Annotated in this window: 18 protein-coding genes; 14 read left to right on the plus strand and 4 right to left on the minus strand. The window is 62.8% G+C overall.

Features of this window, described 5'->3' with window-relative positions:
• Nucleotides 1-8: 8 nt before the first annotated feature.
• Together istB and istA are read right to left on the minus strand one after the other, a co-directional pair.
• A complete protein-coding gene (istB, locus tag CMV14_RS22195) occupies nt 9-809 on the minus strand; it encodes an IS21-like element helper ATPase IstB (RefSeq protein WP_066970386.1) in 801 nt (266 codons plus the stop codon).
• 11 nt (nt 810-820) lie between these two features.
• On the minus strand, nt 821-2,341 hold the full coding sequence (istA, locus tag CMV14_RS22200; protein ID WP_096367681.1) for an IS21 family transposase: 1,521 nt from the start codon (nt 2,339-2,341) through the stop codon (nt 821-823).
• A 218-nt stretch (nt 2,342-2,559) separates the two neighbouring features.
• Here istA and CMV14_RS22205 point away from each other — a divergent pair, with 218 nt between their 5' ends.
• The 8 genes from CMV14_RS22205 (at nt 2,560) to CMV14_RS22240 (ending at nt 11,130) form a co-directional block, all read left to right on the plus strand.
• Nucleotides 2,560-3,054, plus strand: a complete 495-nt coding sequence (locus tag CMV14_RS22205; protein ID WP_066966574.1) for a DUF6878 family protein — start codon at nt 2,560-2,562, stop codon at nt 3,052-3,054.
• A gap of 10 nt (nt 3,055-3,064) precedes the next feature.
• A complete protein-coding gene (locus CMV14_RS22210) occupies nt 3,065-3,472 on the plus strand; it encodes a DUF6915 family protein (protein ID WP_066966793.1) in 408 nt (135 codons plus the stop codon).
• Nucleotides 3,469-3,738 (plus strand): DUF5983 family protein, encoded by a 270-nt coding sequence (locus CMV14_RS22215; protein WP_083215995.1) that lies wholly within the window; start codon nt 3,469-3,471, stop codon nt 3,736-3,738. The genes CMV14_RS22210 and CMV14_RS22215 overlap by 4 nt, the downstream gene beginning before the upstream one ends.
• An 80-nt stretch (nt 3,739-3,818) precedes the next feature.
• Nucleotides 3,819-4,337 (plus strand): hypothetical protein, encoded by a 519-nt coding sequence (locus tag CMV14_RS22220; protein WP_066966576.1) that lies wholly within the window; start codon nt 3,819-3,821, stop codon nt 4,335-4,337.
• The gene (locus CMV14_RS22225; RefSeq protein WP_066966578.1) at nt 4,324-4,539 is read left to right on the plus strand and encodes a DUF6117 family protein; all 216 of its coding nucleotides are present in this window, start codon (nt 4,324-4,326) and stop codon (nt 4,537-4,539) included. The genes CMV14_RS22220 and CMV14_RS22225 overlap by 14 nt, the downstream gene beginning before the upstream one ends.
• 43 nt (nt 4,540-4,582) lie before the next feature.
• Nucleotides 4,583-8,932 carry a strawberry notch family protein gene (locus CMV14_RS22230; RefSeq protein WP_066966581.1) on the plus strand — a complete coding sequence of 1,450 codons (4,350 nt, stop codon included), beginning with the start codon at nt 4,583-4,585 and terminating at the stop codon, nt 8,930-8,932.
• A 1-nt stretch (nt 8,933) separates the two neighbouring features.
• Nucleotides 8,934-9,983: a DUF7146 domain-containing protein gene (locus tag CMV14_RS22235; RefSeq protein ID WP_066966583.1), complete on the plus strand. Its 1,050-nt coding sequence runs from the start codon at nt 8,934-8,936 to the stop codon at nt 9,981-9,983.
• A gap of 235 nt (nt 9,984-10,218) precedes the next feature.
• Nucleotides 10,219-11,130, plus strand: coding sequence for a DUF2493 domain-containing protein (locus CMV14_RS22240; protein ID WP_066966586.1), 912 nt, complete (start codon nt 10,219-10,221; stop codon nt 11,128-11,130).
• A 389-nt stretch (nt 11,131-11,519) separates the two neighbouring features.
• On the opposite strand, the gene CMV14_RS22245 is transcribed toward CMV14_RS22240, so the two are convergent.
• Nucleotides 11,520-12,761, minus strand: coding sequence for a DGQHR domain-containing protein (locus CMV14_RS22245; protein WP_066966589.1), 1,242 nt, complete (start codon nt 12,759-12,761; stop codon nt 11,520-11,522).
• Nucleotides 12,762-12,774: 13 nt separating this feature from the next.
• Nucleotides 12,775-13,302: a hypothetical protein gene (locus tag CMV14_RS22250; protein ID WP_066966591.1), complete on the minus strand. Its 528-nt coding sequence runs from the start codon at nt 13,300-13,302 to the stop codon at nt 12,775-12,777.
• Between the two features lie 497 nt (nt 13,303-13,799).
• Between CMV14_RS22250 and CMV14_RS22255 the strand changes: the two genes are divergently transcribed.
• From CMV14_RS22255 to CMV14_RS22280, 6 genes are read left to right on the plus strand one after another with little or no spacing between them, the layout of a single operon-like run.
• A complete protein-coding gene (locus tag CMV14_RS22255; protein WP_066966594.1) occupies nt 13,800-14,882 on the plus strand; it encodes a GTP pyrophosphokinase in 1,083 nt (360 codons plus the stop codon).
• A complete protein-coding gene (locus CMV14_RS27655; protein ID WP_066966597.1) occupies nt 14,879-17,449 on the plus strand; it encodes a sigma factor-like helix-turn-helix DNA-binding protein in 2,571 nt (856 codons plus the stop codon). Before CMV14_RS22255 ends, CMV14_RS27655 begins: the two co-directional genes overlap by 4 nt.
• 8 nt (nt 17,450-17,457) lie before the next feature.
• Nucleotides 17,458-19,437 carry a DEAD/DEAH box helicase family protein gene (locus tag CMV14_RS22265; RefSeq protein ID WP_083215996.1) on the plus strand — a complete coding sequence of 660 codons (1,980 nt, stop codon included), beginning with the start codon at nt 17,458-17,460 and terminating at the stop codon, nt 19,435-19,437.
• Nucleotides 19,427-19,624 carry a CxC ATPase DNA modification system associated small protein gene (locus tag CMV14_RS22270; protein WP_066966600.1) on the plus strand — a complete coding sequence of 66 codons (198 nt, stop codon included), beginning with the start codon at nt 19,427-19,429 and terminating at the stop codon, nt 19,622-19,624. Before CMV14_RS22265 ends, CMV14_RS22270 begins: the two co-directional genes overlap by 11 nt.
• Nucleotides 19,614-21,593, plus strand: a complete 1,980-nt coding sequence (locus tag CMV14_RS22275) for an AAA family ATPase (protein WP_066966602.1) — start codon at nt 19,614-19,616, stop codon at nt 21,591-21,593. The genes CMV14_RS22270 and CMV14_RS22275 overlap by 11 nt, the downstream gene beginning before the upstream one ends.
• Nucleotides 21,593-22,060, plus strand: coding sequence for a hypothetical protein (locus CMV14_RS22280; protein WP_066966605.1), 468 nt, complete (start codon nt 21,593-21,595; stop codon nt 22,058-22,060). The genes CMV14_RS22275 and CMV14_RS22280 overlap by 1 nt, the downstream gene beginning before the upstream one ends.
• The last annotated feature ends 100 nt before the right edge of the window (nt 22,061-22,160 follow it).

The following is a 22,160-nucleotide window of genomic DNA, read 5'->3' on the forward strand; positions in this document are numbered from 1 at the left end:
TTCTTAGGTCATTTATCCTCCCCCTTGTCCTTCTGGCGCTTGCGGCTGCTGGCGAGACGGAAGCTGTCACCATTCATCTCGAGAATGTGGACGTGGTGTGTCAGCCGGTCGAGCAGGGCGCCGGTCAGGCGTTCGGAGCCGAACACCGATGTCCATTCATCGAAGGGCAGATTGCTGGTGATCAGCGTGCTGCCGCGTTCATAGCGCTGGCTGAGTACCTCGAACAGCAACTCGCCGCCCACGGCGGTGAATGGTACATATCCCAACTCGTCGAGGATCAGCAGCTTTACAGATGCCAGATGCTTTTGCAGGCTGCGCAAGCGACGCTCGTCGCGAGCCTCCATCAGGTCATGGACCAACGCCGCGGCCGTTGTGAAGGCCACGCTGTGCCCTTTCTGGCACGCAGCCAGTCCTAGCGCGAGGGCGGTGTGGGTCTTACCGGTGCCGCTGGGGCCCAGCGCAATGACATTACGCCGCCGCTCGATCCATTCACCGCGCGCCAGTTCCAGAACCAAGGCCTTGTTCAGTGATGGCTGGGCTGCAAAGTCGAAGGTGTCAAAGCTCTTGGTGTGCGGGAAGCGAGCCATGCGGATACGGCGCTCCACCATCCGGCGCTCGCGATCAATCCGTTCAAGTTCGCACAGGCGCAGCAGATAGCGGGGGTAATCGGCCCGATCCTGCGCGGCCTCGAAGGCGACCTTCTCATACTCGCGCACAAAGGTGGGCAGCTTGAGCGCTTTGAGATGGTTGGCCAGTAGTACAGCGGGCGGCACGCTGGTGGGTTCGGCCTCGATGGCTGGCAGCGGCATCATGGGATCACTCATGCTGCCACTCCCGTCGCTGGAGTGCCTGCCTGCGAGAGCAGGCCCATGTAGGTGCGCGGATCGGTACGCCCGACATTCGCGCGCGGCAAATGCGGGTAAAATTGCAGATCGAGGCGCGGCACACGCTGTTCGAGGCGGGCCAGCGCGATCATCTTGATCGCATCGAAGCTGATTGCCCCCATCTCCAGCGCGCGGGCCACTGCCCATTCCACCAGGGACTGCTCGAAGCGTTCGCATAGCCGCAGCACCTGGATGAACTCGCGCCGTCCCTCTTTGCCGCTGCGCGCCTCCATCAGTCGTCGGATGCGATGCATCGGTTCAGCCAGCACCCAGCCATCGAGCGGCGCTGCCTGATCAAGCGCGCGGGGTTTCTGTTCTAACAGCGCCAGATAGTGCAGCGGGTTGGCAATGAAGTCCTCCCGCTCATAGCTGCGCGGATGCACTGCGATCAGCTCCCCGCCACAGATGATCGCAACCCGATCGACATAGCCTTTGATTACGACCTCCTGGTGGGCATAGGCCGTCGGCACCGAATAATCATTGGTACGATAGCGCACCAGCGACATCGACGAGGCCCGCCCCGTCACCATATGGCAGGGATCGAACGGCACCGCCGGTAGCGGCATAAAGGCCGCCAGATCAGCCACCAGCCTGTCACCGATGCTGCGCTCATGCCCGCGCAAGATGGCCTGTCGTCGCTCCATGCATTGTTCGACAAAGCGCGCGTTCAGCGCATCAAAGCTGGGCGCCTCTGGCCTCGGCACCATGAAGTGGCGCCGGGAATAACCGACCAGCCCCTCGACCTTGCCCTTGTCGTTACCCTTGCCGGGGCGCCCGAATTTGTCTTCGAACAGGTAATGGCTCTGGAGGGTCGAGAACATCCGGCTGCGCTCGCGCTTCCCGTCGCCCAGGATCTGCGCCACTGCCAGCTTGGTGTTGTCATACAGGATCGACTGCGGGATGCCGCCGAAGAAGGCAAAGGCCGCCACGTGCCCTTCGCAAAATGCCTCAGCCACCTCGGCAGGATAGGCTTTAACGAACGGCGCATCGCTGTGCGGCAGGTCCATGCAGAAATAGTGGAACCGCACCAACTTGCCGTCGATGATCCCGTCCGCCTCACCAAAATCCACCTGCGCATGCCCCGGCTTGTGGCTCAATGGTATGAACACCTCGCGGCTGCGCAACTTGGCGCCCGCCACATAGTCGCGAACAATGGTGATGCCGCCGGTGAAGCCATGTTCATCGCGCAGACGCTCGAAAATACGCGCGGCAGTGTGTCGCTGTTTGATGTGAACCTTGCGGTCATCCACCAGGATTTGGTCAATGATGTCGGTAAATCCGGACAGCTTGCGGCTGTAGGTTTGCCCGCTCCGGCCGTGCGCTGCTGGCTCTGGAAAGCACAGCATCTTGTCGACGGTCTTGCGATTGATCCCAAAATACCGGGCGGCAGCGCGACGGCTCATCCCGTCAATCAGCACGGCGCGGCGGACCTTCTGATAAAGCTCCACTCTCTTCATCCTCCACCTCCGCCCAAAAACGGAGGTCTAGCAGGACTGGCCCCTTTTTAATCCGGTGAGACTGGCCGATCCGTGGCCCCTTTTATTCCCGGTGTTCTCAGATGGCGATCGCCGCCGAATGAACAGGTGCGCGGGGCGCCCTCGGTCGCCCCGCAACCCGCCATTTTCCGACACATCGGTCGCCGCGCCTTGGCGACCTAATTCCGAAGGAAATCGATATGACCACCGACCAACCGGCCAGTCCGGAACCCCAGTTCACGCCTGTTCGATTCGACCATGAAGCCTGGCTTATCGACGACGCCAAACGCCGCGCGGATTTCGTCAAGGAAATGGCCGCGCTCAAGACCAGCCTGTTCGACACCCTCGCATCGCACGGCATTGTCAGCTTGACCGTCACCTTCGACGGCTGCGGCGACAGCGGCCAGATCGAGGATATCGCTGCCTTCGATGAGCATGGGCAGGTCGCACTGAAGGGCCTCGCGCTGCCTGGACCGGACAGCCAGCCCGAGGGCATTCCCGACGCTGCAGCGCCTGAACGGATCGAGGATGCCATCGAATCCCTCGCCTATGACCTTCTCGCAAGCGAGCATTGCGGGTGGGAGAACAATGACGGCGCCTACGGCGAGTTCACCTTCGACGTCGCGACGCGGAAGATTACGCTCGAACACAACGAGCGCTTCACCTCGTCCGAACTTTACACGCACGAATGGTGAGGAGGCGATGATGGGACATTGTTATCACCACGCGGTCTCGAGCATGCGCCAATGGGGCGGCGAACCGGATGACTACCTCGCGCTCCATCAGTGGTTCGACGAGTCCAAGTCGATCACTGCTGATTTCCGCCACCGGGCGTTGCGCCACCATGCCGAGGGCATCTTCATGCTCGAACGCTTCTTCGGAGCGACGATCACGGTGTCGTCGGGGCGCGTGGTTCCGGTGCGGCTGATCGGCGAACGCCATGTGATCGAGGACCTGGGCTTTATCCCGAGCTTTGCCGACTGGGTACGCTGCATTCGTCCCGAACCCTGGATGGGCCGCGCACAGCCGATCCACAAGCTGGTCGATCCGTTTGCATCGGGCAATCCTGCACCGCCGCCGGTCGTGGCGCTTGTTGCGGGAGGCCGGTCATGACCATCGCCTATCCGCTGCGCTTGTTCTTCGACTGTTCGACGGCGCACCTTTCGCCCCAAGCACGCATCTATGTCGACCGGACGGACGTGGTCGCGTCACCAACGCCCTATGGCTGGTTCGTCTGGGCCAGCGAAGAACCCGGCAACGATGTGCCCCCCGACCTCATAGCGATCATGACTTACGCGCGATCGCTCGGTGCAGAGTATATCTGCTTCGACTGCGATGCGGACGAGATCGACGGCTTTCCCACCTTTGACTGGGGTTAGCCAGTCGCCACAATTTCTCCCGTTTCAACCTCCGAAGCCCGGCCATCGCGCCGGGCTTTCGCATTTTCAGGAGACCTTCAATGGCTGACTATTACACGCCCACCGTCGTCGAACCGGTGATCCCGCTATCCGCCGTTCTGCCGGTCGAGGACCTGTTTCTCGGGCAAGTCTTCGATGAGGATGTCGAGAACGGCATCGTCTATTATTTCAGCGAAGACGGTGCGCGCGATCTGGTCTTTTTCGACCCGAAGGAAGTCCGCGATGCTCTCGATAATAGCGACCACTCGTCGAGCCGACTCGTTGCCAAGCTGCTTGATGAATATGCCGAAGCCCTGCGCGGCGATGACGAATTCGAGTTTGATATGGCCGGAGACCTTTGGCCAGACGTGCTGCAGGACATCGTGCGCCGCTCGCCCGACCTTCAGGAACTGACCGTCACCATGGCGTTCACCTGCTCCAAGATGCGCCCCGATGGCTTTGGCGGTCTCGCCATGCTGATCACCGCCAGCGCGATCCGCTCGGAATCGACCCACACTCTGTTCGACCGATTCTACAAGGAAGCCGCGGCCAACGGGGAGATCCGTCATGGCGATTCCTGACTATGCCCGCACCAATTTCAACACTCTGCTCAGGGCTGCCAAGGACGGCAACCTCGCGCTGATGGAATGCACCGAGGTCGGCAGCGGCGAGACCCGCTATGTTCTGTGCGCCGTTGGGCGCGATGATGGTGATTACGTGATGACGCCGTTCGGTCATCTCGCCCCCGGCAACCCTTACGACGCCTATATCCCGCCCGCCTGAGCGCGGGCAGGCCTCTCCACACCTCCAATCGAAGGATCATGACATGACCAACTCGCCACTGGCGGGCGCTTCCACGCGCCCGCTTGCTTCTGCTCGTCCGGAGCAGACTGCCCGTTTCATCGTCGTAGCCGCCCAGGATCTGCTCGGGCATCTTGCCGCCGGTCGCCGGATCGAGGCACCTGCCATTCGCACCGCCATGCAATCGGCATTTGGCGCCAGCGATGCCAGCGGCGCTTGGGGCTGGAAGACCGCATACGAAGCGGTCGAGGTCGCCCAGCTGCTCTTCCTGCGCCGCTATGGCCCGGCCATCCATGCCAGGACTGCCGACCCGTTCGAACGGCTCAAACTCGTCGAACGGATTGCCCGACTTGCGCCCACCCAGACCCGGCGCAGCGAAGAGATGGCGCAATATCAGCAATTTTCGACCCCGCTTGGTCTGGCCTGGGTCGCGGGCTTGGCCGCTGACTTTCAGCCCGGCGAACTGGTGCTCGAACCCTCAGCGGGGACAGGACTGCTCGCCGTCCAGGCCGAGCTTGGCAGCACACGGCTTGTCCTCAACGAGGTCGCCAACGTGCGGCTCGCACTGCTCAAGGCCATATTCGACGACGCAAACATCGCGGACCACGATGCGGCGCAGATTCACGACCGGCTCGAACCCAGCCTGGTGCCCAGCTGCATCGTGATGAACCCGCCATTCTCGGCGGCACTTGGAGTCGACACCCGCGTCGCCGATGCCGCGTTCCGGCACATTGCATCGGCTCTGACCCGACTTGCCGAGGGCGGACGGCTCGTCGCGATCACGGGGAGCAACTGTGCGCCCGATCATGCCGCCTGGCGCGACAGCTTCGTTCGGTTGCAGGAGAAGGCCCGGGTCGTGTTCACCGCGCCGATCGCCGGCAGTATCTACGCGAGCCACGGCACGACCTTCGAGACCCGGCTGACGGTGATCGACAAAGTTCCAGCGGACGATCCTGCTGTATTCCCGCCTGCGCGCTCCTTGGCGCCTGACCTGCAGAGCCTGCTGGAAATGCTCGCCCACGATCTGCCGCCTCGCGCGCCGGTAAAGGCCGCGCCGCCAGCGCCATCAGTGGCAAGACCGGTTGGCAGCACACAACACATGTCCCCGGTCAGAACCAAACTCGCCGCAGTTCAAATGGTCGAACCCACCGGCGTCGCGCTCGACTATGAAATCGTCGATTGGGCTGCAACCAGCGACGGTCGTCTGACCGACACGCTCTACGAACCCTATGCGCTGCAATCGATCAGGATCGCAGGCGCGCAGCCCCATCCGACCCGCCTCGTTCAGTCCGCGGCCATGGCCTCGGTCGCGCCGCCCAACCCGAGCTACCGTCCGCATCTGCCCGAAGGCCTAGTGGAACAGGGCTTGCTCTCCGACGCCCAGCTCGAATCCGTGATCTACGCGGGCGAAGCCCATTCGGCGCATCTCGCCGGGAACTGGACCGTCGATCCCACCTGGGACAAGGTCGAAGCCGCACCGGACGATTGCGACACCGCTGTCCGCTTTCGTAAGGGCTGGTTCCTCGGCGACGGCACCGGTGCCGGCAAGGGGCGGCAGGTCGCGGGTGTACTGCTGGACAACTGGCTCAAAGGCCGCCGCCGTGCGGTGTGGATTTCGAAGTCCGACAAGCTGCTCGAAGACGCCCAGCGCGACTGGCGGGCCCTAGGTCAGGAGCCACTGCTGATCCAGCCGCTCGCCCGATTCCGCCAAGGCACGCCGATCCGGCTCGAGCAGGGCATCCTTTTTACGACCTATGCCACGCTACGCTCCGACGCGCGCGAGAACCGGGTTTCAAGGGTGCAGCAGATCGTCGATTGGCTGGGAACCGACTTCGACGGGGTCATTGTCTTCGACGAAAGCCATGCCATGCAAAATGCCGGTGGCGGCAAGTCTGACCGAGGCGATTTCGCACCCTCGCAGCAAGGACGCGCCGGGCTGCGCCTGCAGCACGCGCTGCCTGATGCGCGCGTGCTCTACGTTTCGGCAACCGGCGCGACCACGGTCGAGAACCTCGCCTATGCCCAGCGACTTGGCCTGTGGGGCGGCGCGGATTTTCCATTCGACAAGCGCACCGATTTCGTGGCCGCGATCGAAGCGGGCGGCGTTGCAGCGATGGAGGTGCTGGCCCGCGATCTGAAGGCACTTGGCCTCTATGCCGCCCGCTCGCTGTCCTACGAAGGCGTCGAATACGAGTTGATCGAGCACCAGCTGACCCCCGACCAGGTGCGGATCTACGACGCCTATGCCGGGGCCTTCCAGATCATTCACAACAACCTCGATGCGGCGCTCGAAGCCTCGGGTGTCACGAACAGCAGCGAAGGCACCCTCAACCGCCAAGCCAAGTCGGCGGCGCGCTCCGCCTTCGAATCGGCCAAACAGCGCTTCTTCAACCACCTCATCACTGCGATGAAGACGCCGACACTGATCGCCGCGATCGAGCAGGGCATTGCTGATGGTCACGCCGCCGTGGTGCAGATCGTTTCGACCGGGGAAGCTCTGCTCTCCCGCCGCCTCGCCGAGATCGATCCGGGCGAATGGAACGACATTTCCTGCGATGTCACTCCTCGAGAATACGTTCTGGACTATCTGTTGCACAGCTTCCCGACTCAACTCCACGAGACCTATTCCGACGGCGACGGCAATCTGGCCTCGCGTCCAGCCTATGATGGTGACGGCAATGCCATCCAATGCCGCGAAGCCATCGAGCGGCGCGACCGGTTGATCGAGAAACTGGCGTCGATGGAGCCAGTGCAAGGCGCGCTCGACCAGATCGTCCAGCGCTTCGGTACCGATATGGTCGCTGAGGTCACGGGCCGCTCGCGGCGCATCGTCCGCAAGGTCGATACGAACGGCGAACGATTCGTCGTCGAGAACCGGCCCGGCCATGCCAATCTTGCCGAAGCGCAGGCGTTTATGGAGGACAAGAAGCCGATCCTCGTCTTCTCCGACGCCGGCGGTACGGGGCGCAGCTACCATGCCGATCTCGGCGCCCGGAACCAGCGGCTGCGCCACCACTACCTGCTCGAAGCGGGCTGGAAGGCCGATACCGCGATCCAGGGGCTCGGGCGCACCAACCGCACCAACCAGGCGCAGCCCCCGCTGTTTCGGCCCGTAGCGACCAACGTCCAGGCCGAGAAGCGTTTCCTTTCGACCATCGCGCGGCGGCTCGACACGCTCGGCGCGATTACCCGCGGTCAGCGCCAGACTGGCGGACAGGGGCTGTTCCGCCCCGAGGACAATCTCGAAAGCCCGTATGCACATGCGGCGCTGCGGCAGTTCTACCGGCTGATCTACGCGGGCAAGGTCGAGCAATGCTCGCTGGCGACCTTCGAAACGATGACCGGCCTGTCGCTGACCGATGGCAGCGGCTGTCTCAAGGACGAACTGCCGCCGATCACGACCTTCCTCAACCGGCTTCTTGCGCTGACCATCGCCATGCAGAACGTGCTGTTCACGGTGTTCGAGCAGTTGCTCAGCGCCAAGGTCGAGAGTGCGATCACGTCGGGCAGCTACGACGTCGGTCTCGAAACGCTCACTGCCGACAGCTTCACGGTCACCGGCAGCGCGCCGATATACGTCCATCCTGCGACCGGTGCCGAGACCCGGCTGCTGACGATCGCCATGCGCGAGCGCAATCAGCCGCTGACGCTCGACAGGGTACTCGATCTGCGGCGCGAGCCGGGTGCACGGCTGCTGGTCAATTCCCGGTCGAAGCGCGCCGCCGTCCAGCTTCCAGCGCGAAGCGTCATGCTCGATGATGGCGAAGTTGAACGGCGGGTCCGCCTGATCCGACCGATGGAGCGGCTGAACTTCGCGCTCAGCCATTTGCCCGAGACAGCCTGGGAAGAGGTCGACGAGCGGACCTTCTCTTCGACCTGGCAGGCCGAGGTGGCGCAGGTCGAGGAGTTCACGACGAGCGAACTGCACATTGTCACCGGGTTACTGCTCCCCATCTGGAAGCGATTGCCCGAGGAATCGACCCGCGTGTACCGGCTCCAGACCGACGATGGAATAAGCATTGTCGGGCGCAGGGTATCGCCGGCATGGGCGTCAGGTGCGACGAGCAAGCGCGATGCCCCCGAACTGTCGGCGCCGCAGGCACTCGCACTGCTGCGCGAAGGCCAGACAGTGCTCGACCTCACCGATGGCCTGCAACTGCGCCGCTCGCGGCTGATGCAGGTGAACCGCATCGAACTCACCGGGTTTACATCGACGGCGGTGGACCGGCTCAAGGCGAAGGGGCTGTTCTCGGAGATCATCAGCTGGAAGCTGCGCCTGTTCGTGCCCGACGACACAGTGGCAGGATGCCAGGTGCTCGAACGTCTGTTCGACCGTCATCCGTTGACCCGCATCCTCGACAGGAAGGCCGCCTGACATGGGCAGGCTTTCAACGCGCGCGGCGGACTTGTCAGCACGGCTCGCCCAGAACGCGCAAGTCGTCTGCCGCCACTACCTCCCCGCCGGTCGGAGAGAAGGGCGCTATTGGATGGTCGGCGATGTGACCGGAACGCCGGGGCGCAGCCTCTATGTCCGCCTCTTCGAAACCGAACGCGGTGCAATCGGCAACTGGGTCGATGCCGCGACCGGCGAACATGGCGATCTCATTGACCTGATCCGACTCAATCAGCGCCATGGTCGGCTTGCCGAAACCATCGACGAGGCCGAGCGCTTCCTGTCGTTGCCGCCATCGGCTGACGATGAGCAGAGGAACCGTTCACCCGGCCCACCGGCACGCGCGGGGTCGCCCACTGCCGCGCGGAAACTGTTCGCTGCGTCGAAGCCACTCAAGGGCACACTAGCGGCGCGTTACCTGCAAGATCGCGGGATTACCCAGCTTACCGACCTACCAGCCCTGCGCTTCCATCCGCGTTGCTTCTATCGGCCCAATGACGACGATGTGCCGGGAACGCTCGGAGCGTTTCCTGCGCTGATCGCGGCGGTCACCGATCTCGATGGCACCCAGACCGGTACGCATCGAACCTGGCTGGACCCGGCAGGCTCTAATAAGGCCAATGTTGCGTCGCCACGCCGGGCAATGGGCAATATCCTCGGCAATGCCATCCGGTTCGGCCAGTGCGAGGACATGATTGTCGCAGGCGAAGGCATCGAAACGATGCTCTCCCTGCGCGAAGCCTTGCCCATACTGCCACTCGTCGCCGCCACGTCTTCGTCGCACTTGGCCGCGATCCAGTTCCCGCCGACAATACGCCGCCTCTACGTCGCGCGTGACCGCGACGCCGCAGGAGACGCGGCCTTTGCCATCCTAGCCGAGCGGGCACAGGCGGTCGGGATCGAACTGCTGCCGTTCATGCCTGTGCTCGGCGATTTCAACGACGACCTGCGCCAGCATGGACCATCGGTGCTTGGCGAGAGCCTGATCGCCCAATTGCACGAAGCCGACCGGGCCAGGGTTCTTCGTCGCTGAGCTTGGCCGAGACGAGGTCGGGTCAGGGCTGATGACATGGGCGGGGGTCGTCCGACATGCCGGGCACCCGGCCTTCTTTGGGGGCGATCCTGTAGACCGGCTACGGGGCGGCCGCAATGGCTGCGCCATGCTCCACTGCGTTTCGCCCCGAGGGTGCAGCCGCCCCGCAGCCTGTCAGTGGGATCGCCGGAAGGCCGGGCGAGGTGCCCGGCTCGAAGCCCCAAGGACCGCCACCATGGACGAGCCATTCGAACCCGAATACGAAATGTCCGCCACCGCCCATCTCCTCGATGAAATTGCCCTCTACGGCTACCGCCCCTTCTCGGACGAAGCCGATCCCAGGCCACTGCCCGAAGAACGCACCGCCGCTGGCGCTGTTGCCGACATGTTCGATGCGCTTATCGCCACCATGATCGACACGAGGCTCGAACCCGATCTTGAAGACCTGTGCTGGTCGCTCGCCAACCTCTTTCATCGCGCCGAAGGTCGCATCCAGCGCGAGCTCGACGACAACGAGGACGCCCAAAAACGCAGCCAGCGTGAGCAGGATGGCTCCGAGGTCAAATCGGTCGAACTCGAACGGCAGATCCGAGAAGGCATTGGCCTGATCGAACGGCGCAACACCATGGAGTTCATGCGCGAAGCCGCCGCCGACCAGTTCGAAGCCCATTTCCGCAAGGCCTGGACCCCGCGCACCGGTTCACTCGTCAATCATCGCACCATGACTGCCGCCATGATCGACAGCCGCGACTTCCTTGCCGCCAAGCGTCGTTCCGAAACCGAACCATTGCTGCCGACCGGCACGCGGATCGCATTCACCTCCGGCCCCGCCTACCAGGATCACAACCGCATCTGGGCCGTGCTCGACAAGGTTCTCGCCAAATATCCCGACATGGTTCTGTTCCACGGCGGCAATCCGACCGGCGGGGAGCACATCGCATCGCTCTGGGCGCGGAATCGCAAGATCGTCCATATCCCGTTCCGGCCCGACTGGGAGCGGTTCAAGAAGGCGGCACCGTTCCGCCGCAACGATCAGATGCTCGAGGCGCTGCCCAAGGCCGTGGTCGCCTGTCCAGGCAATGGCATCAATGCCAACCTCGTCGACAAGGCCCGCAAGCTGGGGATTTCTGTTTGGGTAATCGAATGATCGAGATTGGAAAAAGCTGCCGGTCGCCCCTACTGCTGGGAACACCCTGCTAAGCGGAAACTGGCCATTCGTTGACTCTTCGCGAAGGCGGATGCTCAACGGGCGCTGCGCATGTTTCGAGCAAGTGCATCGCGGAGGCATGTCGATACCGACCGTCTCCGCATGATCAGACTTTCAGCCGGTTCGATCACCACGCTCGATACCGTCCTGGAGAACAATTCGTACGCGAAGACCTGTCGACGCAGACGATCCTTAACGCCCTACGGGATCCGGTCGAACTCAAGTTGGCTCCTAAAAGGGGAATTATCTGCCACATTCCGGTGGAGATCGCTGGCCTTCGGTTGCGAATTCCCGATACAGGTTTCGAAGACGATATCATCAGCGGTTGATCAGGCGGAGCGCGGACGACCGATCGGCGGTAGTCCCAAAGCGTCTTCAATGGCTCGACGAATTGTGGAACGACCGGCACCCGACGCATTCTGAAAAACATCCTGCGTGAAGTCGATCATTGCTGCCGCCTCCAATTGGCCTGTGAAATGGTCAACTGAAATATCGCCACTATCGATCGTGGGGCGGGCCAGTCGACGAAGGATGTCGAGCAGTGCCTGGACGCCAACCGTCTTGGTTATGAAGGTGTTGCCGGTCGCCTTACTCCAGAACACCTGGTCGCAGGCAATAAGATAATTGCGGACCATCGTGTAGATTACGGCATCCTTGCCAGCCAGATAGTAGGCGCGCAGCGGCGAGCGGTCGGCGCGCATCTCTGCAATTTCAGCGCGGGGCTTGCGCCTGTCCTTCAACAGCGCCGCCGTGTCCGCCTTAGGATTGGATGTATAGAGCCGCATGACAGCCTCGACGATCACCGCAGTCGAGACCTTCCAGGGTTCGTTTCGAAGCTGGTCGTCAAGCTCATCGTCGCCGCGCACCGGGGCAATGTGGATCCGCCCGTTGAGTGGCGAGTCCTTGTCCACCGCGAGACGCCGCGTGAAATAAACCGCCAGCTTGTCAGGCGACCAGAACTTTTCGTCTTCTTCCTCGATGTTGTAGCCGAACATCTCGTAGGTCAGGCTCTTGTCGACCGGCTTCTGATTGGAATTGATCGTGGCAAAAAGCTGGGCTTGGTAGGGCTTGGGCAGATCGAGGAAGACCGAGCAGATCAGATCCATATCAAGGCGCTTGGAAAGGGCTTCGGCAAATGAGAACAGGCGGTGTTGCCCGTCGATGACCGAGGCGAGCTTGGCTGATGAGGGAATCGTTAATTCATGACAGCCATCGGGCTGTTCGGTAATGAACCACAGGTTCGCGCCATCGCCGCCCCCATGCTCATCATCAGGCGCCCCCTCCTCCTCGAGCAGGCCCGTATCGCGGCGGTAATTCGCCGCAAGGATGATCGAGTTTGGAAAGGCCGCATCTTCCCGGTCAATGTAGCTCGCGACGGGTTTGAGGCGCTTGGGGTCCCTGAGGCGCTGCGTGCCGTCCAGCTTGTAGGTGTGCTCGGTTTCGGACCAGGTTGCGCTGAGTGCATCGCTGAAGGCTACCTGCAGGAGCACGCGGGCGGGGATCACGGCAACAAAATAGACGCCCAGCGGCTGTTCGACCCTCAGAGCCTTGACGGTGAGTGGAAATGTCATCTGGGTCCCCGGTTCAATACTTGAGGCCATCGAGCGCGTCACTGCCGGCAATCGGCGCGTTGGGCTCAACATCTCCGCCAACTGGTGCGGTCAGCGGCTGTTCCTGGAACGTCAAGGCGTTGCCGTTAGCCGCGCACCAGGTCCACAGACTGACGAGCGTCGATGCAATGCCGAGTGCGAAGGCGGCGCAGTCAGACAAACGCCTGTCCGTCATCATGAGAAAGGCCACGAGCAGCAATATGGTCAGTCCAATTGCGATACCGCGGTTTGCCTTCTGGTCGTCCTCGAAAGTCATCTGCATTGCTGCCGCGCCAATGACAGCAGGGAAGTAGGTCGAGAGGGCTGTACGCAGCGGAGCCAAATTCCCGAACGCAGGGTCGGACGCCGATGTAAGCATCAGGTTCCAGACTTCCAACCACACCCCGAACCCGCCCGCAAAGACCAGTCCAAACAGGAAAGCTAGGGTGAACGGCGCATGGCGAAAGCCATTACGCGCGCGGCGATGAAGTTCCTGGATCACGACACTGATCGGTCGTTCCATACCTGTCTCATCCGCAGTCAACTTGTCCCCCATGCAATTATGGCTGGTGGCCTTACGTGCTGTCGCTACACCATAACCTATAACCAATGGCAAATCAGATAGTAGTGAGGCAGCCGACAAACGATTTTCTGATCATCATTACCAGATCGTAGCGTGGTTAAGATTTTCTGTTCGATTCGGAAAAAGGCACCTTAATTTGTCCGATCTCTCTGCATCTCACATCACGTAATTATCCGAAATTCAATTGCTATTCTGAAGATCGCGCTTCATATGCTTTGTGCAATTGTCTGCACCCGATATCGACACTGCTCCTTGGCGAGAAAAACTCGGGGATTCTGTGGGGTGACGAGAGATTTTGAACGATTTCGCGATTTTCGACGTGAAGTTGCTCGGGCGAGTAACTATGCATTGACGACAAGGCGCGATATGCCTTTCCCTCGAAGCAGGACCCGCAATCTTGGAGGGCAGGGGTTCGGTCGGCGACCAGGGGGCGTTGAGTGCCATTTTCGGAAACAATCATTGCTGAAGCTGTCGACCGCTATGACCGGGAACGGGACCGTTACATCAAGCTTGCCGGCAGGGTAGCGGACCTTTGCCGCGCGATTGTCGATGACAACGCGGTTCGAGCACAGGTCACGTTCCGCACCAAGACAGTGAAAAGCTTTGAGGGCAAGCTACGCCGCTTTGCAAAACGTCCGGACAAAAACTACGCTTCGGTCGATGAAGTCTTCGCGGAAGTCGGAGACTTTGCGGGCGTTCGGGTAGCCACCTATCGGCCTGAGGACGAGCAACGCGTCGCCGAAGCCATCGCAGCGCTGTTCTGCGGGCCCGGCGCCATTTCAGTAGATATTGATCGCAAGGACAAGCTCAATCCAGCGTCCGGCCAGTTCTATCGCGCGACCCATTGTCAGGTGCACCTCCCGCCCACCGAGCTCATCGGCAATTACGAGAATTTGCGAGGGGCGAGTTGCGAAATCCAAGTCTGCTCGATGATGGCGCATGTCTGGAACGAGATCGAGCACGACATCGGCTACAAACCGGAAGGCGAAGGCCCCAGCGAAGCCGAACGCGGCTTGTTGGAGACGCTGGGACATTTGGCCCGCGCTGGAGATGCCGCAATCACCCGCCTGCTTGCCGCCAACACGGCGCGAATGACCGCACAGACTGGCGATTTTACCGATGTGCACGATTTCGTGGCCCGGCTGAGGCCTCGCCTGCCCGATGCCGATCTGTCGGTCAACGCGGGCCCCGCATTCGATGCGGCACAGGTTCTGGGCCTGACCTCTCTCGAACAGCTTGAGGCGGCAACGCAAGGCCATGCCATCGATCATGCCTGGGGCGCGGACCGGATCGGCCAGTTCAATGCCCACGTTGAGGAGAACGGCCGCTCGGAACTCGGGCTCAACAGTGGTTCGGCCGATCTGGTGCTAGTAGCCCTGCTCGACCGCTATGCCGAGCAGATCGTGAAGCGACTTTCCGAAGCCGGGGTTCAGTCCCGCCCCGGGCGCCTTATGGTCCTGGCCCGGGCCTACCAAGAGTTCCTTGCCGGCGCCGCTAGCCCGGGACAATTTGCGGGATGACGGCCACCAGCTTTGTTGAGGACTTGACGAACGAAGCGCTCGCGGGCAGCGAGCCGCCGACCATCGAAGAGATCCGGAATTACCGGCTCGCTGAGCTTGTCGAGGACTTCGATGTCCGGGTTCGCCTGCGCAATTCGATCACTCTTGCCGCCAAGAGCGGGACATTGCCGCTTCAGACTGTGGGCGAATACCTCGATGCCGGCGATCAGGCGTTCGCTATCCTTGTGCGCAAAGTCAAGAATTTCGGGCGCAATTCGGGCCTTGAACTCGAGGCATTGGTCCATGACCTGATTGACGGCAAACTCCCGATGGCGGGCGAGGTCGAACCGCCTTGCGAGCCGGTCGATATTCGCACGAAGCTTGCTCCGCTCGGCGACGAGCGGATCGGCGATCTGGCGCGCGATGAACTGCTTTCGACGCGGCTCACGGCAGTGCTCGGGCGCAGCGCGATCAGTCAGGCGAGGCTCGTCGATGTGGTTGCGGATTTCGGCCAGGTCAGCGCGCAGCTGCTGAATGAGCCCAATTGTGGCCGCAAGTCCGTCACCGAATTCCGCGCGTTTTGCTACCGTCACGTCGCACGCCTGCTTCACGAAGCCGGAACGGATGACGTCGCGTCGACCGTCGCCGGCCTGTTTGGACCGCTGCCGGTCGGAGTGACTAATGTTTCCGGCGCCCCGGGCCAACAGTTCGGTTTCGATATTCCGGAACATGGCAGCCTGCAGGCCCGGGTCGAATGGCTGCTCGATGAGCTTCCACCACGGTCACGAATGATCCTCGAACGCCGCAACGGGATCGGGCAGGGCGACTGCGAGACACTTGAAGAGATTGGCCGAGACCTCACCGTTACCCGTGAACGCGTCCGCCAGATAGAAAGCAAGAGCCTCAGGCGATTGAAGATGCGCACGCGCCGGGCTCCAATCCGTGAACTGCTGCTCAGCGCGGCTGGCGACAACTGGGATGGACTAGCGGATGGCGGGGCGCGCCTGCTGAGGACCGAACTTCCTGCCGTCCGGCGGCGCCTCGACCCGTATCTCCGTCTTGCCTGCGACATCGAGCTCCTGTCGCTCGAGGGTCTGCTTAACCTTGTCGCCCATCCGATGCCCCATGGCTGGCTCGCTCCCGGCGGCGATGCCGAGGAGGTTATGGAGGCGGCCATGGCTTTGCCGGACGTTGACTCATGTCCTTTGCCCTATCCCGTCGGGGCCTTCGCCGGCGACGTCGACGATGCGGCGATCCAGCTCGCAGCGGAGCTCGTCGCTGATCGGACGATCCGGCATGGCTATCTGATGCCTGGGCGGGTCGGCACGAGATTGGCTCGGATGGTCCGGCTCCACGCCATGCTGGCCGAAGCCGGGCAGCCCATGGAGATTGCGCGCCTTGTCGGGCAATACCGTTTCCTGTTTCCCGACGACCTGTGCTCGGTTCGGGACGCCGAAATCGTCATGGATGCAGCGCCGCACCTGTTCCTCGAACTGTGCGACGCAGCCTGGGTTGCCATCAATCTGGGTGGCGAGGAGTTCGGCCCGATTCACGCCTCCTCGCCCGCTCCGCCTCCCGATGAGGAAGGGGGCACGATTGCCTTCGCCCTGCAACAAACCCTGACCGACCGCGGCCCGACCAGGCTTGCCGACCTCATGGACGAGGCCGAAAGCATCCTGCCCGAAGGACGGTCGGTCAACAGTATCGGTCCGGTCCTGCTGATGCGCCCGGATCTGTTCGTGCGAGCCCTGCCCGGCGTCTATGCGCTGCCGAACCAGGTGAGCGAATTGCAGGCGGCCATGCCCGCCGACTGGCCGGTGCTGTTCAATGACAATCAGGCGCGTCTCTATGCGCTCGCCCGCTACGCCGGCGAAGAACGAGATATCTTTCCGCTCTGGTCTGCCGAAACCGAGCGGCGCCTTTGCCAATGGGCTCGCCACTCTGGCGGCTCCGGTGTGTTTGCCTCGCTGATGTCGGTCTCCGAGCCCGGTGCGTGGCAGTTGGGCCCAGGGCAACTCGAGGAATGGGATACGCTGAAGCGCGCGGCCCATTTCGAGATTGCGCCGGTGCTTCGCACTGCCGCGGCATATCAGCTGCCGGACCTTGATCGCCTGTTCGCAGCACTGCGCTATGCACTGGGCCGGGGCGCCATCAGCTGGTGCGCTTGCAACCGCCTGGTCGGGCGCAAGCTCGATTCTCACACCGGCGCCGGCCTTGTCGCCCTGCTCCTGGCACTCGGCGCGGTCGAGGAACAGTCTCGCGACGGGTATCGTTGGCAACGCCCGCATCGTGTGAATGGGCGGGCGAAGCTCTTGGCGGACCGGTGCGAAGCGGCGTTCAAGCTCGCTCCCGAGGCACCGGACTGGAGCAGCCAGCTAGGGCGTGAGCTGGCCGAGGAGGCCTGTTCAAGCCGCGAACTTGAAGACAGCTGGGCCTCGCTCGACCTGGTGAAGTCCATGTTTGACGGCGCGCAGCAGGCCGACGTCATCGACAGCGATGACCCGCTAGAGCAGTTGCTCGAAGCACAACGGCGGGCCCGCGATGCCGAACGCCGCCAAGCAACGCTCGACTGGCTGCTGGAGGAATAGAGGCCGCCATGACCAAACAATCCGCCGGACCTGGTGAAGCTCCCTTGTCGCTCAAGGCGCATTACCGCAGCGGGAGGGATGACCTGGCCCAGGACTTCTTCGCCCCGTGTCTGCGTAAGGCGGTGCGGTACCGCCGGGCGGTCGGGTACTTTTCGACCTCGGCGCTCCTTTCCTGGGCCGACGCGCTTTTGCGGTTTGCGCATGACGGCGCGCTCACCGCGCAGTTGATCGCCTCGCCCGAACTGTCTTCGGCCGACGCCGCGACCTTGCGTTCGCTCCAGGACCCAGAGCGGATCGCCGCCTATCAGGCGATGATCGTCGATCGCGTGCTTGGCGAGATTGTCGCCCTGCTGGATAGCCCGGATGACCGCCGGTTGCGCGCCAATGTCTTTGCCTGGCTGGTGGCGAACGAGCGGGTCCAGCTGAAATTCGCCTTTCCCGAGCATGTCGAGGATGCCGGCATCTTCCACGAAAAGATCGGTGTGTTCGATTTTCCTGGCGGTGCGCAGGCGGCCTTCACCGGGTCCGCCAACGAAACGATCAGCGGGCACCGCAACAACTACGAATCCGTCGATGTCTATCGGAGCTGGGCTCCCGGCGAGCTCGAGCGGGTCAAGGTCAAGGTCGAGCAGTTTGAGGAAGCCTGGGCCAATCTGGCGCCCGGTCTCAAGGTGTTGTCACCTTCGACGGCCGTCCTCGACCGCATTCGCGAGCGCGCGCCGCGCGGCACCGCCCCGACCCCAGAACCTGAACCGGCGCCAGCAGTCTCGGATCCGCGTTGGGCGCACCAGGATGAGGCGGTCGCGGCCTTTCTCGAGGCGCGGGCGGGGGTCCTCGAAATGGCTACCGGCACGGGCAAGACCCGCACGGCGCTGAAGATCCTCTCGACCCTTGTCGCGCGCGACGCCATCAACACCGCTATTGTCACGATGGAAGGGACCGATCTGCTCGACCAGTGGGCCGACGAGCTGCAGGACTGGAACGCGACTGGCGCCGGGCCGGGATGGCTGATCTACCGGCAATACGAACGCCACCACGAATCCGGCGAATATGCACTCGACCCGGCGCGCGCCATCATGGTCATTTCCCGCGGGCAGCTGCGGCCCCTGCTCGACCGGCTCGCACCAGCGGTGAAGGCGCGAGCGATCATCGTTCATGATGAGGTCCACGGTCTTGGCACCCCGAGCCTGGTCGAGGCCCTCAAGGGGCGGCACGCGGGCTTCGCCTATCGTGTAGGGCTCAGTGCAACGCCCGAGCGGGCCTACGATGCGCAAGGCAATACGTTCGTTACAGAGGAGCTGGGGCCTGTCCTTTACCAGTTCCCTCTGGAGATGGCGATTTCGCGCGGGGTGCTGTGCGAGTTCGATTATCTGCCGCTGCCCTATGACCTCACACCAGGCGACCGCGAGCGGCTTCAAGCTATTTATGCCCGCAAGGCCGGGCGCGAGCGGGAGGGGCGGCCGATGAGCCGCGAGGAGCTGTGGACCGAGATTGCCAAGGTCTACAAGACCGCCGAGATGAAGCCGCAGGTATTTGCTGACTTCCTGCCCTCGCGCCCCGAAGTGCTCAAGCGCAGCATCCTGTTTGTCGAGACCCGTGAATATGGCGCGCCCATTCTCGAGCTACTCCACAAGTACACCCACCTTTACCGAACCTACTATGCCGACGATGACCGCGACCACCTCGTCGCGTTCGCTCGCGGCGAGATCGACTGCCTTGTCACATGCCACCGGATCTCCCAAGGCATCGACATCCGTTCGCTCAACACGGTGATCCTGTTTGCATCGGCCCGGGCGCGGCTGGAGACGATCCAGCGGATCGGGCGTTGCCTGCGGTTCGATCCCTTGCGTCCCGACAAGCGCGCGCTAGTCATAGATTTTGTTCGACCCGCGAGCGCCGGCGACCCGGTGCCCAATGCGGACCAGGCTCGCGCGCAATGGCTCAGCGAGCTTGCAACTGTCAGAAAGGGAGATTCCCATGGCGCTTGATCCAGCGCTTGAGTCGGCCATTTTCGAGGCCGCCGAGAAGGAAGGGCAGCCCAGGACCGTGGCCTTGCGTCTCGTTGCCTGGCTGAAAGCGCTGAGCACGGGCGAAACCAGCGAGGAGCAGGACCGGGAGTCCCACACACTCGTCTTGAGCGCGGTTGAGCTCAAAGGAGACGACGATGCAGATTAGTCTCGCCGGCTGGTCGGTCTCCGGACTTCGCTGCCCCGACATTACCATCGATCTTGCGGGCAAGACCGGGCAACCGGCCCAGGTTGCGCTCATCCAGATGCCGAACGGCACGGGCAAGACCACGACGCTTGAATTGCTACGCGCCGCGCTGACCGGCACGGCAAGCGGCTGGAAGCCCGGCGATGTGCGCGACATGCGCCGACCGGGCGCAACCAACAGCCATGGCGAGTTCCGGGTAACGCTGCTGGTCAACGGCAGGCCGCTCACATTCGAGATGCTCTTCGACCTCGACGAGGGGACCGTGGCCTATCGGACGACATGGCCCGGCGACGGCGGCGTCCGGTCGCGCTGGGAACCGCCGGCGAATGTCCGCCAGTTCCTGACGCCGTCGTTCCTCAGCCTGTTCATTTTCGATGGCGAATTTGCGGACAAGCTGATGACTGAAAGTGCCCATCGCGCCGACGACGCGATTGGCGCCTTGTGTCAGCTCGATTTGCTCGAAAACGTCAAGGCAGTGGTCGAACGCGAGTGGAAGCGGGCAACCAGTCAGGGCGGACCCAAGAGTTCCGGCGCCCTGGAGAAACTGCACTCCGAACGCGAGCAACTTGTTGCGCAGCAGGCCAAGACGATGAAGGCTCGCGAGCTGGCGCAGAACAAGCTGGAGCAGGCGAGCGCCGAAGTCGCCGCGCTGCGCAAGAAGATCGACGAGCGGCTGGGGAGCGTCGAGGAAACGAAGTCCCAGCACGCCGAAGGCCTGCTGGCCCTCGAGCGCGCCAACGCCGCGGTCGCTTCGGCCTCGGGCGAAGTGATGGGGCTGATCCGTATGCCGCTCGCCTTGCATCCCCAGTTCGCTAGCCAGCTGGTCGACCTCAAGGACAGCCTCGACAAGCTGCGGCTGCCCGAGACCAGCTCCGCGCAGTTTTTCGACGACCTGGTTCAGGACGAGGAATGCATCTGCGGACGCGCCATGACCGAGGCGGCGCGCCAGGAGATTCGTAAGCGCGCCAAAGGCTACCTCGACTACGACGAGGCCGGGACGATCAATGCGCTCAAGCACGACATCAGCCGGTTTGTCGCCCCGGCCGAAGGCGAAGGGCGCCACGAGCAACTCGGCCATGCCATCACGGGCCTTGCCAAGGCCCGGCGTCAGCAACGCGAAGCGCAGCAAACGTTGGAGGTCCTCGCCAAGAAGCTGATCGATGCTGGGGATGAAGAACTCCAGGCCTGGCAGGCTGCCCGCGTCAAGGCGGAGGGCGAATGCGAGGCCTACACCCGCTCGCTCGCCGAGATTGATGCGGGTGAAGAGGACGCGTCAGGCAGTGCGCTCGCCTCGCTCAAGAACCTTGCCAAACGGATCAAGGAACTGGACTCGAAGATTGCGGCCCTGACCGAGACCCGCACCCTGCGAGACAAGACCGACGTGATCAATCGGATCCTCGCCCAGGCGGAAACCGGAGCGCGCGAGGCCATCCGCGCCGAACTGGTCGCGCAAACCAACGAACGGCTCGAACAGGTCCTTGCGAACGACCCCTTGCGCGTCGCGCGCATCGACAAGTGCCTTCATCTTGCCCACCAGACCGGCGCGAGCGCTGGCCAGAAGCTTTCCGTCGGCTACACCTTCTTGATGAGCGCGCTCTCGCGCGGCAACAACGATTTCCCGCTGGTCGTCGACAGCCCGGCGGGGCCGATTGACGAAGGCGTCCGTCGCAACATCGGAAAGCTCATCCCGCAGCTCTGCAGCCAGTTCGTCGGCTTTACCATCAACACCGAACGTCCCGGGTTCGTCCCGATGCTCGAGAAATCCTCGGACGACTGCCTGTTTCTGACCCTGTTCCGGCGGACGCCAGGGACGGCGCGGCTCGAACGGGACCTGCCGGCTGCCGGTGTGACGCAGACGGATACCGCCACGCTCGTTGCCGACCGCGACTATTTCATGAACTTCGACGTGACCGAAGAGGAGGACAGCTGATGGCGCGGTTCCGGCTCCATGAAGACGCTCCCAAATGGTTCAAGAATATCTCCGGCGAACCGTTCAAGACCGATTTCGACCAGTACTATTTCTGCCTGATGGCCGGTTTCGCGAGCGGGCGGAGCAATGAGACCGCCGCGACAGTCGAGAAGACCGACACCTTCCCCGAGGACTACAAGGAGGCCAGCCGCTTCCTCATAGGTCTGCTCGTCATGGCCGAGCTGCGCAATGCCGGGATCGATCTGTCCGAACGCGATGCCGTGCGCGACATGTTCAAGCGCTTGGTCAAGCCCGATAGCTCCAATCAGCTCACCGACTGGGGTATGCGGCGTCTCAACGCCTATGCTAGCGGGGGGTACGACTACCTCGTCGAGCAGCGCGAACAGAAGCCGCAATCGAACGAAGAGCTCTTGCGCGATTACCCGCAGCTGATCGAGCGGGCGATCGCAGGCAACGTGGCATCCTGACCGCGATTCTGTCAGGGTCAGACGGTGGCGGTGCCGGTGCCGGGCAAAAACATAGGGGGATCGCGCGGCTAGGCGGTGGCCTTTTGAGCACTGCCGGGTT

It is taken from the genome of Rhizorhabdus dicambivorans (assembly GCF_002355275.1).
Taxonomy (GTDB): Bacteria; Pseudomonadota; Alphaproteobacteria; order Sphingomonadales; family Sphingomonadaceae; genus Rhizorhabdus; species Rhizorhabdus dicambivorans.